At 37.7% G+C, this 14,280-nt stretch carries 16 protein-coding genes and 1 tRNA gene; 6 read left to right on the top strand and 11 right to left on the bottom strand.

Annotated elements, in window-relative coordinates; genetic code table 11:
- Positions 1–76 precede the first annotated feature (76 nt).
- Together ACZ5QH_RS20280 and ACZ5QH_RS20275 are read left to right on the top strand one after the other, a co-directional pair.
- A tRNA-Arg gene (locus tag ACZ5QH_RS20280) sits at positions 77–153 on the top strand.
- 98 nt (positions 154–251) lie between these two features.
- Positions 252–1,037, top strand: a complete 786-nt coding sequence (locus ACZ5QH_RS20275) for a YidX family protein (RefSeq protein ID WP_244014163.1) — start codon at positions 252–254, stop codon at positions 1,035–1,037.
- A gap of 25 nt (positions 1,038–1,062) precedes the next feature.
- On the opposite strand, the gene ACZ5QH_RS20270 is transcribed toward ACZ5QH_RS20275, so the two are convergent.
- Positions 1,063–2,352, bottom strand: coding sequence for an SRPBCC family protein (locus tag ACZ5QH_RS20270; protein ID WP_303577406.1), 1,290 nt, complete (start codon positions 2,350–2,352; stop codon positions 1,063–1,065).
- 189 nt (positions 2,353–2,541) lie between these two features.
- Between ACZ5QH_RS20270 and ACZ5QH_RS20265 the strand changes: the two genes are divergently transcribed.
- Both ACZ5QH_RS20265 and ACZ5QH_RS20260 read left to right on the top strand, forming a co-directional pair.
- Positions 2,542–3,042 carry a YcxB family protein gene (locus tag ACZ5QH_RS20265; RefSeq protein ID WP_004816919.1) on the top strand — a complete coding sequence of 167 codons (501 nt, stop codon included), beginning with the start codon at positions 2,542–2,544 and terminating at the stop codon, positions 3,040–3,042.
- A 47-nt stretch (positions 3,043–3,089) separates the two neighbouring features.
- On the top strand, positions 3,090–3,728 hold the full coding sequence (locus tag ACZ5QH_RS20260) for a fumarylacetoacetate hydrolase family protein (protein WP_004725784.1): 639 nt from the start codon (positions 3,090–3,092) through the stop codon (positions 3,726–3,728).
- A 375-nt stretch (positions 3,729–4,103) separates the two neighbouring features.
- Here ACZ5QH_RS20260 and ACZ5QH_RS20255 read toward each other — a convergent pair whose 3' ends face one another.
- Positions 4,104–4,904 carry an AraC family transcriptional regulator gene (locus ACZ5QH_RS20255; protein ID WP_303577405.1) on the bottom strand — a complete coding sequence of 267 codons (801 nt, stop codon included), beginning with the start codon at positions 4,902–4,904 and terminating at the stop codon, positions 4,104–4,106.
- Between the two features lie 212 nt (positions 4,905–5,116).
- On the bottom strand, positions 5,117–6,361 hold the full coding sequence (locus ACZ5QH_RS20250; RefSeq protein ID WP_004816923.1) for a YihY family inner membrane protein: 1,245 nt from the start codon (positions 6,359–6,361) through the stop codon (positions 5,117–5,119).
- Between the two features lie 120 nt (positions 6,362–6,481).
- Between ACZ5QH_RS20250 and wrbA the strand changes: the two genes are divergently transcribed.
- Positions 6,482–7,075 carry an NAD(P)H:quinone oxidoreductase gene (gene wrbA / locus ACZ5QH_RS20245; RefSeq protein ID WP_096735197.1) on the top strand — a complete coding sequence of 198 codons (594 nt, stop codon included), beginning with the start codon at positions 6,482–6,484 and terminating at the stop codon, positions 7,073–7,075.
- Between the two features lie 109 nt (positions 7,076–7,184).
- Here wrbA and ACZ5QH_RS20240 read toward each other — a convergent pair whose 3' ends face one another.
- From ACZ5QH_RS20240 to ACZ5QH_RS20220, 5 genes are all read right to left on the bottom strand, one after another.
- On the bottom strand, positions 7,185–7,547 hold the full coding sequence (locus tag ACZ5QH_RS20240; protein ID WP_004725792.1) for an FmdB family zinc ribbon protein: 363 nt from the start codon (positions 7,545–7,547) through the stop codon (positions 7,185–7,187).
- A gap of 223 nt (positions 7,548–7,770) precedes the next feature.
- Positions 7,771–8,631, bottom strand: a complete 861-nt coding sequence (locus ACZ5QH_RS20235; protein ID WP_034617683.1) for an acyl-CoA thioesterase — start codon at positions 8,629–8,631, stop codon at positions 7,771–7,773.
- A gap of 153 nt (positions 8,632–8,784) precedes the next feature.
- Positions 8,785–9,360: a xanthine phosphoribosyltransferase gene (locus tag ACZ5QH_RS20230; RefSeq protein WP_004725796.1), complete on the bottom strand. Its 576-nt coding sequence runs from the start codon at positions 9,358–9,360 to the stop codon at positions 8,785–8,787.
- 103 nt (positions 9,361–9,463) lie between these two features.
- Positions 9,464–10,168 carry a DUF3108 domain-containing protein gene (locus ACZ5QH_RS20225; RefSeq protein ID WP_303577404.1) on the bottom strand — a complete coding sequence of 235 codons (705 nt, stop codon included), beginning with the start codon at positions 10,166–10,168 and terminating at the stop codon, positions 9,464–9,466.
- 153 nt (positions 10,169–10,321) lie between these two features.
- Positions 10,322–11,002, bottom strand: a complete 681-nt coding sequence (locus ACZ5QH_RS20220; protein WP_239044831.1) for a hypothetical protein — start codon at positions 11,000–11,002, stop codon at positions 10,322–10,324.
- 232 nt (positions 11,003–11,234) lie between these two features.
- Between ACZ5QH_RS20220 and ACZ5QH_RS20215 the strand changes: the two genes are divergently transcribed.
- Positions 11,235–12,116 (top strand): energy transducer TonB, encoded by an 882-nt coding sequence (locus tag ACZ5QH_RS20215; RefSeq protein ID WP_239044832.1) that lies wholly within the window; start codon positions 11,235–11,237, stop codon positions 12,114–12,116.
- A gap of 87 nt (positions 12,117–12,203) precedes the next feature.
- Here ACZ5QH_RS20215 and ACZ5QH_RS20210 read toward each other — a convergent pair whose 3' ends face one another.
- The 3 genes from ACZ5QH_RS20210 to radC all read right to left on the bottom strand — a co-directional run bounded on the left by ACZ5QH_RS20210 (position 12,204) and on the right by radC (position 14,225).
- On the bottom strand, positions 12,204–12,488 hold the full coding sequence (locus ACZ5QH_RS20210; RefSeq protein WP_303577403.1) for an antibiotic biosynthesis monooxygenase family protein: 285 nt from the start codon (positions 12,486–12,488) through the stop codon (positions 12,204–12,206).
- Between the two features lie 65 nt (positions 12,489–12,553).
- Positions 12,554–13,465: a bestrophin family protein gene (locus ACZ5QH_RS20205; RefSeq protein WP_004725806.1), complete on the bottom strand. Its 912-nt coding sequence runs from the start codon at positions 13,463–13,465 to the stop codon at positions 12,554–12,556.
- 37 nt (positions 13,466–13,502) lie between these two features.
- Positions 13,503–14,225: a RadC family protein gene (gene radC, locus ACZ5QH_RS20200; protein ID WP_303577402.1), complete on the bottom strand. Its 723-nt coding sequence runs from the start codon at positions 14,223–14,225 to the stop codon at positions 13,503–13,505.
- Positions 14,226–14,280 lie beyond the last annotated feature (55 nt).

Genomic DNA, 14,280 nt, shown 5'->3' with positions numbered 1-14,280 from the left:
ACACTTGATGTCTAACTATTGAAATAATCCTTAACAAAAAAATGAAAAGGCGTATAATGCGTCCCATCAAGACGTCGCGCTCATAGCTCAGCTGGATAGAGCACTTGGCTACGAACTAAGGGGTCGGGAGTTCGAATCTCTCTGAGCGCACCAACTTGATAAAATATTTAAAAAAAACCGCTTTATTGCGGTTTTTTTGTGCCTAAAAAATGGCACAATGAGCGAGATAATAAAAATAAGGCCAATCATTCATGCATAAGTATTTCTCATTGTTTATCGTGCTGGTCATCAGTCAAATGATCGGATGTACCGCCATTCTGTGGAATAACAGTGATTCTGGCAGGTTGGCGACGGGTAAAGTGGTTTCAACCCATGCAGATCGTGTGATTGTAGATCAGGATCAAATTGTCGGTTTTGCCTATTTAACAGAAAATGCTTCCTCAAAAAATAGCCATGATAGAAACAATGTAGATCGCTCCTTAATCGTGGTTGGGCAAAAATATGCGTATATGATTGATATTGGAAATAAGGAAATTTTAGAGACCATTCAATCTGATTTAGACTCCAAGTATTGGCGGATCAAACCAGTCCGTCCGAGTGACAAGCATTTTAGCTTGTCTTTAATGCCTGAAAGCGATGATCAAAAAAATCCACAAGCAGCTCAATTTAGCGGTGATATTGAACTGTATTATGCAAAAAACAATTTAACTCGACTGGAAGAAAATAAGTTATCTCGACTTGGACTGAGTCAGTACGAGTATGGTCAGGAAAACTCTGAATTTTATCAAAGAAAAATTGGATTGGTTGGGCGTGTTGTGGGTTTAAACGCTGAAATTAAAAATATGAAATTTCAAAACTTTAGTCAAAATTATACGATTGAAATGTATACACAAGGAAAAACCAAATACTCACTACATTCTAAAACATTGTTGCAGAAAATCGCCTTAACCCCAGTCACTTTAGTCGGTGATCTGGTCGCAATCCCGTTATATTTCCTATTTAATATTGGTACAACAATTAAACATCTGGCTGATTAATTGAGTTTTAAAAGTTCAATCAGCACTACTTTACTTTTTGAGCAAAAATTGCATTTGCACCCAGTGCAGGTAACATTTCATGGTAGGGTAAACTGCGTGCTGCTTTGAGTAGGAGTGGTGCTTTTTCATCAATTTTGATGGTAGTGGTCATTTTGAGTAAGGTGTTATTGCCTTGGGGTAAAAATTGAATTTGACCTTTGAGATAACGTAAATCACCGCCATTGGCATAGAAGTTATTTTCAGTGGCTTTGGGATAGCTAAAACGCATTTTAAAATCAAAAGGGATACTAATAACCCCCAATCCGACACTGACTTTAAAGTCTGCATCTTGTCCTTGTGTGTTGATCGCTGTGGTTTTAATGCTTTTGATTTGTTTTGGAAAAATTTCTTTATAGGATAAGGGTTGTGTCCAACGTTGTAATTGTTGCGGGGTGGCATTTAAATATTGATAGCTTGTGGTAAAACGTAAAACTTCACGACCATGGGTATAAGGTACAGTGACAGGATTAAGTACAATACTGACGGGCTGTTGCGCATTGGCACTGACCTGAACAATTTTATTGATTTGAGCTGTATTTAATTGTGGGCTAGGTAGTTGCCCTGCATTTAATGCCGTCACTTTTTTAGTCGTATATTTATTTTTGAGTGCTTCTAAAACAAAGGCGCTCGAACCATTTGGAATCGCCAGTTTTACTTCAGGGAAAGCATTTAAAATTTTCTTAAATAGGAAACCTTGCGGTTGGTTTAAATCGCCCCATTGTGTCAGGGTCACTAAGGTTTTGTTGTCAGCTAAATTGAACCATTCAAATTTCCCTAATGCATAAGGAATTGGGCCATCAATCACCATGGTTGAAATGCTATTTTGTCCAATTTGATGTTGCATCACCACATCTTCATTAAAATTCAATACAGGTATCGGTGTCGGGATGGAAATACGATATTTTAATTGACTGACAGGTCCTGCTGTTTCGATGACTTTTGCTGATTTTAAAGTCGGGAATAACCCAACATATTGCGTGTAATTGCTTAAGGTTTTAGCCACTTCTTGGCTACTTACAGGCACAACAATGGCTGCTGTTGAAAATTTAGCTATAGGTTGGGGCTGTTTGCTGAATGTCGGTAGGGAGGTCTTGGTCGCTGGATGGGCATAAATTAAAATATTGTCTTGTGCAATTGCTGCAATTTGCTGGGCATTATTGTCAAATGGCTTTAACGCGCTGGGAATATTATCGCTCCAAGTCACCAATTTCGCGAAACTGATTTGACTGATACCGATTAAGAGCACGAGACCGATATTTAAATAAAAAGCTTTCATCACAATTCCTTTTGCGCCTTGATAAGCGGCAATCTTTTGTTTTTATAAAAACCATTTGTATGAAAGACCCTAAAAGGATTCACTTTTAAAAAATAGAGGTGTTCTGTAAAACAAGATGAAAATCCGCATCTCGCTGGAAAAATCTAGTGTAATATCTTGGCATCGTAAAATATTTGTATTGAAGCAACTATGTCAGACACCCAGCCTGCATTATCTGCACGTTATTATCTTAATTTAGAAGAATCTCAAGACGGTTTTAAACTGGCAACTTTTGGTAAAAAGCAAATTAGCCAATTTCTCACGCCTTTGGTCAGCATCGGAATCATGGTTTGGGGGATTTACCTCGGTTTAGAGGGTGTGGGTAAATATTATGTTTGCTTAGGTGCTTTTTTCTTAATTCTGCAAATGCTGATGCGCTATTGGTTTTTACCGATGATGTTTAAACGCCAATTCGTTAAATATCAATTTGGTAAAAGCGAACAAGGTATTGAATTATTTCAAGACTATATGGAATTATTCAGTAGTGGTCGTCCAAAGCAAGTTCATCATTATTCTGATGTAGATAAATTTGCAGAAGGCAAGCTTACCTATATGATCGAATTAAAAAATCGTACTGTGGTGATTGTGCCTAAACGAGCATTTGCGACACCCGCAGATCAAACGATTTTTATCAATACTTTTAAAAAGTAATTTGGAATTATAAAGTTTTTAACGCAGATCAATAGGAAGGGAACAATATGAGTACACGTCCATCTAAGATTGTATGTGTCGGTCGTAGTTATGCAGCGCATGCAGCAGAATTAGGTAACGCAATTCCAGATCGTCCAGTCTTATTTATCAAGCCGCCCAGTAGTTTGATTTCATTGCAAGACGGTATCTCTTGGAATGAGGCGTGGGGAAATTGCCACCATGAATGTGAACTGACTTTACGTATCGACAAGCCACTTAAGGGCGAAACCAATTTAGATAAAGTATTGGACGCGATTGGTGCTGTGACTTTAGGCTTAGATTTAACTTTACGTGATCTCCAAGATGACTTAAAGGGCAAAGGCCAGCCTTGGGAACGTTCAAAAGCTTTTGATGGTTCATGTGTACTGGCAGATTGGGTCAGTGTGGATGAGATTAAAGATTGGTCGGCTGTTACTTTTGAATTTGCAGTAAATGATGAAGTTCGTCAAAAAGGCGATACGGCTTTATTGATTTTTGATATTGCTTACTTACTTGCAGACATCTGCCAAGTATTCTCTTTAGAACCAGGGGATGTAGTGATGACAGGGACACCAGCAGGTGTTGCAGCATTGGCTTCTGGTGATCAATTGAGTATGACTTTACATGGTCAAAGCCAAGATTTTGTTTGGAAAACTTTTGTAAAATAAGCATTTAAAATGCAAGCAACCCAGTGTTTATTTATAATCAATACGCATTGGGTTTTTTATTATCTACAGTTTTATACAACAACAATTATCGCTAACTTTTGCGATATATTCCGCTTGATTTATCCGTTGAAATTTACAGCCAGTTAAAATTTACAGTATTGCTATTTTTTTAGCTGTTGTTTGAATCGTATTAAAATCGCCAATTGGCTCGTCTTAATAAAATTACCAATGGATGGCTTTGGTGAATTCCCACATAAACCAAAATTAAATTCAGCCCATGCCTTTTTAGATCGACATATAGATTGGTCGGGAAGATTATTGATTATCAATATTTAGATCGCTCCACTTCATCTATTTAAAATGTAAAAAGTTGATTTAGTGATGCAACAATTTTCTAAACTGATCTGGGGTACGCATCATCCAACGTTTAAACATATTGATAAAAGCAGAAGCATTGGCATAACCTAAATCCAGTGCAATGCTTTCAACCGTTTTTCCCTCATTGAGCATAGTCATGGCTTTCATGACTTTAAGTCGTTGTCGCCATTCATTGAGTGACATAGCCAGCTCTTTTTGACTCAGCCTTGCCAAGGTACGTTCAGTCATATTAATCCGTTGGGCTAAGGCCTCTAGCGTACTGTGGTCAGCAGGGTGGGCATGTAAAAAATCCAAAACTTGTTTTAAGGCAACATGATTGGTATGGGGTAAATAACTACCGATTAACTCAGCATGTTGTAATTGATCAAGTAACACCTGTAATAGTCGCAAATATTCAGGCTCAGATGCTTGCAATGGGTGTTCTTTGATGTGCTGTAAAATCGCTGAAACCAAGGGTGAGGTTAAAAGAATCCCTGCTTGTTGAGGTAATGCACTACATAACGATTGGTGGATATACAAAGTTGCATGGGAAACAGGAGTCCGATTCAAACCACTATGTTGCGTATTTGGCGGTAACCAAACTCCATATGGAGGTGGTGTAATATAATTAATTTGATCAATATTGACTTCCATCACCCCATTAAAGGCATAAATAAATTCGCCCCAAGCATGCCCATGTTCAGGATAAACAGACAGTGCAGGATCATGTCGAAAAATAAGCCACAGCGGCGCAACAATTTCATCATTGGTACTGAGTTGAGTCAGTATATTTTTATCGCTGGTTTTTGTTATCGTCATGCAAAGATTGCCTGAATAAAAAGATCTTTTGTCTACTTTGAATTATATCCTATAAAAAAGACAGGTTAATACCATTGTAGTGTCTTTTATCCGCTTTATGCAGTGGTTTTGGCTATTGCGAAATTATAACGATTCATCGAAAAAGTAATATCACTTCCCTTTCCAATGGGCACGGCTTGGAAAGGGAAGTTGTTTATCTATCTGGGTTAAAATTACTTATCATCCAAAATGGTTGAAAGTGGAATTGATAATTTAGCGGCCAAATATTCATCGGATTCGATTAAAGTTGGACCGATATGCTTCATCCAAACATCATCATCATGGACATGTTCAACATCATGACGACGAGGGAGGGTATAAGGTAATGATGTATAGAATGACCAGAAATCAATTTCATCTAAATTTCTGACCAGCACATATTCATTATTGTCAGTGCATTTAACCAAATTCTGTTTTTCTAGAAGTTGGATATAAACTGGCCAACGTCCAATTTCACCACGACCTAAAATATTTAATGCTTCTGCATCAGTTACCACTTCACCGGTTTTTTGTTTTTTATAAAATAATTCCAGAATATCGAGCATCATCAACACAGGATGGCGGGTCTGGATTTTACCTGTATGAAATGCGGTAAGCGCATAACTGATTTCCACACCCAATAAGACGATATTCCACGATAAAAAGATCCACAATAGGAAAATTGGCACAGCAGCAAAAGCACCATAAACAAGGGTATAGCTGGTGAAATTTGCCATAACAAAACCAAATAGGTTTTTAAGTAGCTCAAATGCAATCGCACCAAAAAGACCTGCAATCGCGGCCGCTCTAACAGGAATACTACGATTTGGAATCGTCCAGTATAGAATGAAAAAGCCTAAAGTGGTCAGTGCAAACGAAATGACCCCAAATAACGCTGTACCATCAACTTCATAACCAGCAAAGTTATTACTTAAAACATTCATAGAGGCCAATGTGGATGAAATGACAAAGGCACTCCCCAATAAAATCGGGCCTAAAGAAATAATGGTCCAATAACGCATAAAGCCAATGATGCCATTACGCGTTTCTTGAACACGCCAAATCCGATTAAAAACCGTTTCAATACTGGTAAGCATCAGTACTGTGGTAATGAATAAAAACAGCACCCCAATAACAGTTAAATTACTTGAATTCTCGGTAAAGACATTAAAAGCCTTATCAAAAGCAATGCTGGTTTTTGGCAAGAAATTACTATAAATCATCTGCTGGAGTTGCTGTCTAGCAGGCTCTAAGGCTTTGATTGATGAGATAATAACCAAGAAAACAGTCAACATTGGAACAACAGCAAATAATGTCGTATAGGTTAGCGATCCCGCTTGTTCACGACAACGATCTGCTTCAAAACGACCAAGTACAAAAAGAATGAATTGAAACCAAGTTTTTTCATAGAAAGGGAGTTTTTTAAGTAATTCAAGCATATATATCTTTGATCTCAATTATTTTTCGGCATATCTTGCATTTTCATTGTCTAGCTTACCCAAAAAAGCAGAAAAATACCGTATAGTTTTATTTTCTTATGTTGAAATCAAGAAATCTCTATGCAAGCTTATGTTCTCGTACTCTATTACAGTAAATATGGATCTACCAAAGAGATGGCACACTTGATTGCCAACGGGGTAGAAGCAGCAGGTGTCGCAGTAAAAATTCGGACTGTGCCTAATCTTTCCACTGTTGTGAAAGAAGCGGAAGCCAGTATTCCAGAACATGGCGATATTTATTGTACATTGGATGATTTACAAAATTGTGCAGGATTGGCTTTAGGTTCACCAACACGTTTTGGCAATATGGCATCTGAAATGAAATACTTTTGGGATCAAACCACTAGCCTTTGGTTAAATGGTGCATTACACGATAAACCTGCTTGTGTATTTACCGCGTCAGGGTCAATGCATGGTGGGCAGGAAAGTACATTATTAACGATGTTACCGCCATTGTTTCATCATGGCATGATGATCATGGGGCTGACCAATGCCAATCCTGCCTTATCCAATACCAAATCAGGCGGTACGCCGTATGGAGTCAGTCATGTCAGTGGACCACGTCATGACCAAAACTTAAGTTCCGATGAAAAAGCTTTATGTGCAGAACAGGGCAAACGTCTAGGTGAAATGGTTAAAAAGTTAAACCCATAATTTTTGATGCTCTTGTGAGATCTAGATAATAATTCAAAGACTTCTCTTTTATCTGGCGTCTAGTGGATAAAAAGAGAAGTTCTTTATCATATTGATATTTTAAATTTTGTTATTTTAGATTAAAACGATGGTTACATTTTTTACATTGGTAATCAAAAAAGATATTTTGGTCAACAATCACGCCAGCTCGTTTACCAAAGCGATTTCCTAGAAATCCACCTGTAATTCCAACACTGATTGCGCCTACGAAGGTTCCTACAGTTCCACCGACAATAACGCCTAAAGGACCTGCAACCGTTCCGATAGCTGCACCAATAGAAGCACCAGAGGCAGCGCCACCTACAGTTCCTGCTGCTGCACCCGCAGAAGTCAATAATACACTGCCTGCTTTGCCTAAAAGTTGTTCATGGTCACGGCGTTCTAAGTCTGTAGCGCCACACTTTGGGCACTTTACTGTTTGTTCATCAGTCATTGATTTTTACTCACTCAACAAAGTCCATTTGTCTTCATTAAGTTATGGTTAAGCGTTATATTCACGTTCACTACTGGCATTTTTGTCATGCTTATCGCTATCGTTACAATCATGTCAGGGATATGACATGATTTTGATTGTAACTGAATACCGTGATCAGTCTTTATATTTTGTGTGAATGTAATCTCTAGAATGATTGACACAAGCTTATAGAAACATCTTGTTATTGTTTCAGCCGCATTAAACTTTCCTGATTAACGCTACACACCAATCGACCATCTTGCCACATCCGGCCGAAATTAAGCCCTCTGGATTGGCTAGATACTGTGGCATTCATATCATAAAGTAGCCACTCATCTACTCTAAAATCTGTATGAAAATAAATGCTATGGTCTAAACTTGCACTACGTACACCGCCGTTCGCATAGCTGACACCATGCGGTCTAAGTGAAACCGTCAGTAGGTTATAGTCAGAATAATATGCAGCAATGGCTTGGTGCATCATGGGTGTATCTTGTTGAGTGGGAATCGTTTCAAAGGTTTGAAAATATTCAGCATAATTTGTGTCTAATTTTATCGGTTTAAATGGATTGAATGGCTGTACAGGATGGATGTTGATCAAAAATTGACGCATAAATATTGCGCGTGCAGGTTCAGGAACATCCTCATAAATCATTTGTTTAAGTTGTTGTTCTGGGATCAGTTCATCTGGCGAAGGGTAGAGAGGCGGTTCAATCTGATTTTCTAAACCCTCTTCAATATTGGCAAATGAAACCATGGCCGAAAATATAATATGGCCGTTTTGCCAAGCATGGACTTGGCGAGTCGAAAAACTTTTGCCATCTCTTAAATTTTCAACTTTATATAAAATCGGAATATCTGTGCGACCACTGCGAATAAAATAAGCATGTAATGAATGTGCTGGTCGATTGGTGGTTTTTGATGCGGCAATCAATGCTTGTGCCACCAATTGCCCACCGACAAGGTGTGATCCAAATAAACGTGTGTTTTGCCCTTGAAATAGACCATCATCCAATTGTTGTACGTCGAGTAGATCAACTAATTTTTGAGTGATTGATCTCATTTATTATTTACCTGAGTTATCTCTTTATTTACACAATATAGCTGAGGGCTTGAGCAAAATAAAAGGCAAAACAAAGACGCTACTGATCAAAAAGCAAAAAAAAGAGCGCCTAAAGCACTCTTTTTTAATGAAAACTTTTGAAGTAAGACCAGCTTATTCTTCTACAAAGCTTACCGTACCGTTTGCCAAAGATTCAACACGTGCCAAAGATTCAACACGGTAGCCTTTATCTAATAACAATTGACGGCCTGGTTGGAAAGATTTTTCAATCACAATCCCAATACCCACAACTTCTGCATCCGCTTGATGAATCAAGTCAGCAAGACCTAAAGCGGCTTGACCATTCGCTAAGAAATCATCAATAACCAAAGCTTTATCGCCTTTGCTAATATGTTTCTTAGAAATCGCAATGGTGCTTTCAATTTGCTTGGTAAAAGAGAATACTTTTGAACGATATAAATCATCTTTAAGGGTTAAAGACTGATATTTACGTGCAAAAATAACGGGTACACCAAGTTCCAAACCAGCCATCACAGCAGGCGCAATGCCTGATGCTTCAATTGTGATGATTTTGGTAATGCCGGCATCTTTAAAAAGACGAGCAAACTCTTGACCGATGAGCTGCATCATCACAGGGTCAATTTGGTGATTTAAGAAAGAATCGACTTTCAGAACTTGATCAGATAGAACGATACCTTCAGCTAAGATTTTCTGTTCTAGTGCGTGCACAGGGAGAATCCTCTAGAGGCAAGGTGCTTTTTAAAGCAAAGGCGTATTTTAAAAAGCACTAAAAAAAATGCAAGCTGAAATTGATCAAAAGGTGAAAAATGTCTTACTTTTTGTAACTGGTCAAGGTTAGGTTATAAGATGTTTTACCATCAACATGTGACATTTTCACGGGTAAATAGTCTAATTGAGGCGCTAACCAGAAAATTGAACTCTTTTCACCATTGTCATGGGTGAGTACAACTTTGACCGTGTTATAGGTTCCCGCAGGGGTTTTAATTGACTCTGTGCCTTGTTTAACAAAGCGACGCGCATCTAAACCTTTTGCATCTGCAATCAAATAACTTGATTTTAGACCTGCACCTTTTAAGTCTTCACGTACTTGTAATTCAGCATTTAACTCATCTAAAGCACCTGCTTTCCATGGGAAAGAACGTGCCTGATCTTTTTTCTTGGTGTTAATGGTTTTGCTGTTTGGATTAAAGTTAATGGTCATGGTGTCATTATGTACCAACACTTTACTGGTACGACTAAAACTACTTGAGTTAATTTGACCATTGCTAAAGCTAAAACGGCTTGTTTCACTTGCAGAAGCAATTGCTGCTGCTTTTGCTGCAAATACATAGGTCCAGTTATTACCACTTTGACTCAATGTACGAGTCGCAGTACCTAAGTTTTTACCATTATAGGCAAACTGGTAACTTGCTTGGAACGGACTCATGGCAAGAGCATTGCTTGAAAATCCAACCAATAACATTGCAGTTGACACACCAGTTGCCATACTTAATGTTTTAAATAACGTTTTTGCCATCATTAAATGTCCTATGCATTTAAAAGTATTTTTGGATATGACACCTATTATGCGGTGTAATTAAAGAGAAAATATCTACTTTATTGCTAATCCTGTGAATTTATGTATACATTTTGATTGCGATAACTTGAAATCTAATCTGCAATTTGAGACTTAACTCTTTTGCTCAATCGGTGTAACTTCAGTTTCAAGATAATCATCTTCGTCCCAGTCTGGGTCTTTATCTTCCCTAAATTTACTCAATAAAGCGGTTAGGTTTACATTACCAATCACCACCAACTCAGTTTCACGTAATTCTGCATGATTCACATGGACTTTGTTTAATGTGTCCATAATAGAACGATTTTTTCCTAACCAACGATTCAGGTCTAAATGAAGTAATTCATCTTTTACGGTAATGACATTAAATTTTTCTAGGATCATCCCCAAAGGATCTTTTTTTAGTACTTTTTGATAGAAGAATAAAGCAGTATTTACGCCCATCTTATACCAAACACTGGGATAGCTGGCTTCGATCACTTGGGTGTTGCTGATTTGTTCAAAAACAATCAACTGCATATCTTTGTTGAGTTCCATTTGAACTAACTTAAGATCCACAGAAAGAACCAAATGCATGCCTTTGACATTGAGTGTGGCATAAAGTTTTAGCCAATCATCATGCAGGTCGGCATGTAAATCTTCTAAAATTTTGACGTTGTCGGTGACAAAACGTTTAAAGGTCGCATTTAAAAATACTTGTGATACTGGAAACTCGCGTTCTTCTTCTATAAAACCTTCTGCTTTTTGGTATACTTGTCGAATACGTTTAACAATGTTAGAAAGTAGCGTCGGCATAAGTATTGTCCCAAATCATCATCATTTTTTAAGGCGATAAACTTGTCGATTATTAAAAAAATACAAGTCTAACGATTGCAGTTTAACAAAAAACATTGCACCATTTTGAGTGTTTTAAAATTACGTTTTTACTTTTACTAAATAAGTCACAAAGTTTGTGAATAATGTAAAGTTAAACTTATTTTAATAAATTTTAAATTTGGCGATTGGGGAATTTTGTCGGATTAATGTCATGATAAAAAAATTATTTGCCAATACACAGCATTCTGAGTATTGGTGGCAAGACGCATTATTTGTTGGAGCTGTTTCTGCAGCTGTCATTGCACATGTACTTTTTTTATCTGTTCAATTTGGAATGCCACAAGAAAATAATACCAGCACAAAAGAAATCGCAATCAGTATTCGCCCAAGTGAAGATGAAGTTAAAGATGCAGATTTTTTAGCACAAGCAAATCAGCATGGTTCTGGAACATTCCGTAAAGAGCATCGTATTTCAAGTGATATGCCAGCGCAAGCAGAAGACAAGAGTGCGGGTGATCAGCAACTGGAAGCTTTAGAACAAATACAGCAAAAACGAGAATTGAAATTCGAAGAAAAAGTATTAATGACGGTTCTTAGCTGGCAAAAGCAGGCCGAACAAAACGATCGTAAAAAGGCCATGGAAGAGTTGCAGAGCCAGATGCAGGCTAAAACGGCAATGGTGGCGAGTTTAGAAGCTCAATATTTACAGAAACAACAAAATTTTAGTAAACAACAAAAAATTAAAACCTTAGATGGTATTCAAGCCAAACAAGATGCATCTGCTGGATATTTAGATAAATTTCGTGAAAAAGTTGAGATGTATGGAAACCGATATTACCCAGATCTTGCCAAACAGCAGCGTCTTTCGGGTGAGGTCCGTTTAATGGTCATTCTCAATAATGAGGGTGGGATTCGTGCTATACGATTGATTGAAAGCTCAGGCCATTCAATCCTCGATGAAGCTGCCAAAAACTCAGTGCGTAAAGGGGCACCTTTTGGACGTTTTGATTCAAAAATGAAAGATATTTCTGAACTGCGGATTGTACGTACTTGGCGTTTTGACCCAGCTGAATCTGAATTTGAAGTGCGCTAGAAACTGAACCAGATCGAATGGGATTATCTTGATTCTATTTTTTAGTATCTACCTTCATAAATAGACCGATTTTTAAGTGATCTAGTGCTAATAGCTTTTTTGAATTTGGCAAATCTCAACACTAAATTTTTTATACCACTGCTGTTTACCAATTCGTTGAGCTGCTTGATGTTCTGCATCTTTATGCCAAGCCTGGATATCTGCAAGTGTATTCCAATAAGAAAGTGCAATTTCAAAATCATTTTCACAAAGAGACTCAAATTTTTGACAGTTAAACTGGCTTAATGCTTTCTCTCGTAAAAGTTGTGCAGTTTGAAAATACTGTTGATCAAGCGTATTGATCTGTGCCTTAAAGATAACCACATATTTCATTTTCAGTGCTCGACCGTTACTTTAACTTCTCTTTAAAAAGGGCAATAAAATCAGAAATTGATGCATTAAAGTAAATTGTGATCATGGGCTTGAATTGGTGGAGGAGTTGGTTTCCCAAGAGTTCCCAATAATTCAATTTCAATCATTCTCACCATCGAATCTAAAGGTAAATCATTACTTTGTGTACCAAAAGGTTCTTCTATCTCGGTACTTAAAGCATCTAGCCCCAGAAAAGTATAGGCTAAAATACCCACCAGCAAAGGTGTTGCTAAACCCAGTAATGAACCTAAGCTAAAGGGCAGCATAAAGCAGAAAAAATAGACCGTACGATTCAATAAAACTGAATAAGCAAAAGGCAAAGGTGTGGTTGCAATACGGTCACAACCGGTTTGTACCAAACTGAGCTCATTCACATGTTCATTTAATTGGGTATAGATAATGTCGGAAATTTCGCCTTCTTTGAGCGCTTGCATCAATTCCCATTGGATCAAACTCAGCGTGTATTGCGGCGCATTGGTTTGTTGATACAACTGTGTCAGTGCTTGTTGACTCATACCACTGGTTTCTACCAGCGCATCTGGATTTGCTGTTTGATGTCTCAGACGATCTCTTAATAAGTTTGCAAATACAATCACATGTTGAATGATCCGTTCACGACGCCCTTGAGGGAATATACGACAATCACGGTCAAAGTGACGCGCATTGGCGATCAGCATTCCCCAAAGTTTACGCGCTTCCCACCAACGGTCATAACAGGCGGTATTTTTAAAGCCTAGAAAAATAGAAAGCACCACACCAATCAGGGTAAAGCCAACCAAGGGTAATTCTGGAAAACGATATAAATTGGTATACTCAATGCCACCTACAATTGCAGAAATCAGCATCACAAAACCAAGCGGTGGCAGCACTTTGGGTAAAATCGTACCACGCCAAGAGAGTAATATTTTAAGGGTATCGTTTTGATCGCGGACAATCATACTTTTAAATCTATATTTTTTAGTGATCTTCACCGCTTCAAAGGTGCTTGTCAATCACATTTGTAGGGAAAGTTTTGGGTTTGATGAGTCCGTGTTCAGCAAAGGAGTAGCTTTGCTCAGCAGCAATGATCATATGATCCAATAATTCTATTTCAAGCAGTTGACAGGCTTTTAATATTTCTTGAGTTAAATCGTAATCTTCACGTGAAGGTTTGGCAAAACCTTTAGGGTGATTATGGGCAATAACGATAAAAGTCGCATGTTTTTGTATGACATATCGTAATAATTGATTGATGGAAATATTGCAGTAATTGATTGAACCATAAAATAGTTTTTTAAAACTCAATTTACGTAACTGGCTGTCTAAACACAGTACGGCAAAAACTTCTTGAGATTCTCCGATCAATTCATAACGTAAATAATCTCGGATTAAATCAGAACGACTCAAGTCTAAACCTTGGCTTAGTTGATGTTTCAAGTAACGCCGTCCCAGTTCTTTCACTGCCATGAGTTGTGAATACTTGCTTTCGCCAATGCCATGAAACTGTTTTAAATCGTCTAAAGACGAATCAAATACAGCATTTAAATGACCAAAATGTTGAATGAGCAAGCGCGCTAATTCAACAGCGGAGTGTTGTTTTGAGCCTGAGCGTAGAAAAATCGCAAGTAATTCTGCATCAGATAAGCTGTGCGCCCCTTGTAAGAGTAATCTTTCACGTGGACGTTCTTGTTCAGGCCATTGTTTGATTGAATGATTCATTATTTTTCACATTTTAAAATTATTTTACTTCTGATTTTTCTCCCTTGAATGACTT

Source organism: Acinetobacter sp. Ac8, assembly GCF_055392545.1.
The sequence above is the reverse complement of the archived record's forward strand: the minus strand, read 5'-3'. Positions and strand labels throughout refer to the sequence as shown.

Bases quoted from the DNA above. Each gene is read 5' to 3' on its own strand.
- ACZ5QH_RS20220 (WP_239044831.1), bottom strand. From the start codon at position 11,002: ATGCCGACGCTACTTTCTAACATTGTTAAACGTATTCGACAAGTATAC.
- ACZ5QH_RS20275 (WP_244014163.1), top strand. From the start codon at position 252: ATGCATAAGTATTTCTCATTGTTTATCGTGCTGGTCATCAGTCAAATG.
- ACZ5QH_RS20225 (WP_303577404.1), bottom strand. From the start codon at position 10,168: ATGGCAAAAACGTTATTTAAAACATTAAGTATGGCAACTGGTGTGTCA.
- radC (WP_303577402.1), bottom strand. From the start codon at position 14,225: ATGAATCATTCAATCAAACAATGGCCTGAACAAGAACGTCCACGTGAA.
- ACZ5QH_RS20270 (WP_303577406.1), bottom strand. From the start codon at position 2,352: ATGAAAGCTTTTTATTTAAATATCGGTCTCGTGCTCTTAATCGGTATC.
- ACZ5QH_RS20260 (WP_004725784.1), top strand. From the start codon at position 3,090: ATGAGTACACGTCCATCTAAGATTGTATGTGTCGGTCGTAGTTATGCA.
- ACZ5QH_RS20255 (WP_303577405.1), bottom strand. From the start codon at position 4,904: ATGACGATAACAAAAACCAGCGATAAAAATATACTGACTCAACTCAGT.
- ACZ5QH_RS20235 (WP_034617683.1), bottom strand. From the start codon at position 8,631: ATGAGATCAATCACTCAAAAATTAGTTGATCTACTCGACGTACAACAA.
- wrbA (WP_096735197.1), top strand. From the start codon at position 6,482: ATGCAAGCTTATGTTCTCGTACTCTATTACAGTAAATATGGATCTACC.
- ACZ5QH_RS20205 (WP_004725806.1), bottom strand. From the start codon at position 13,465: ATGATTGTCCGCGATCAAAACGATACCCTTAAAATATTACTCTCTTGG.
- ACZ5QH_RS20215 (WP_239044832.1), top strand. From the start codon at position 11,235: ATGATAAAAAAATTATTTGCCAATACACAGCATTCTGAGTATTGGTGG.
- ACZ5QH_RS20265 (WP_004816919.1), top strand. From the start codon at position 2,542: ATGTCAGACACCCAGCCTGCATTATCTGCACGTTATTATCTTAATTTA.
- ACZ5QH_RS20210 (WP_303577403.1), bottom strand. From the start codon at position 12,488: ATGAAATATGTGGTTATCTTTAAGGCACAGATCAATACGCTTGATCAA.
- ACZ5QH_RS20250 (WP_004816923.1), bottom strand. From the start codon at position 6,361: ATGCTTGAATTACTTAAAAAACTCCCTTTCTATGAAAAAACTTGGTTT.
- ACZ5QH_RS20240 (WP_004725792.1), bottom strand. From the start codon at position 7,547: ATGACTGATGAACAAACAGTAAAGTGCCCAAAGTGTGGCGCTACAGAC.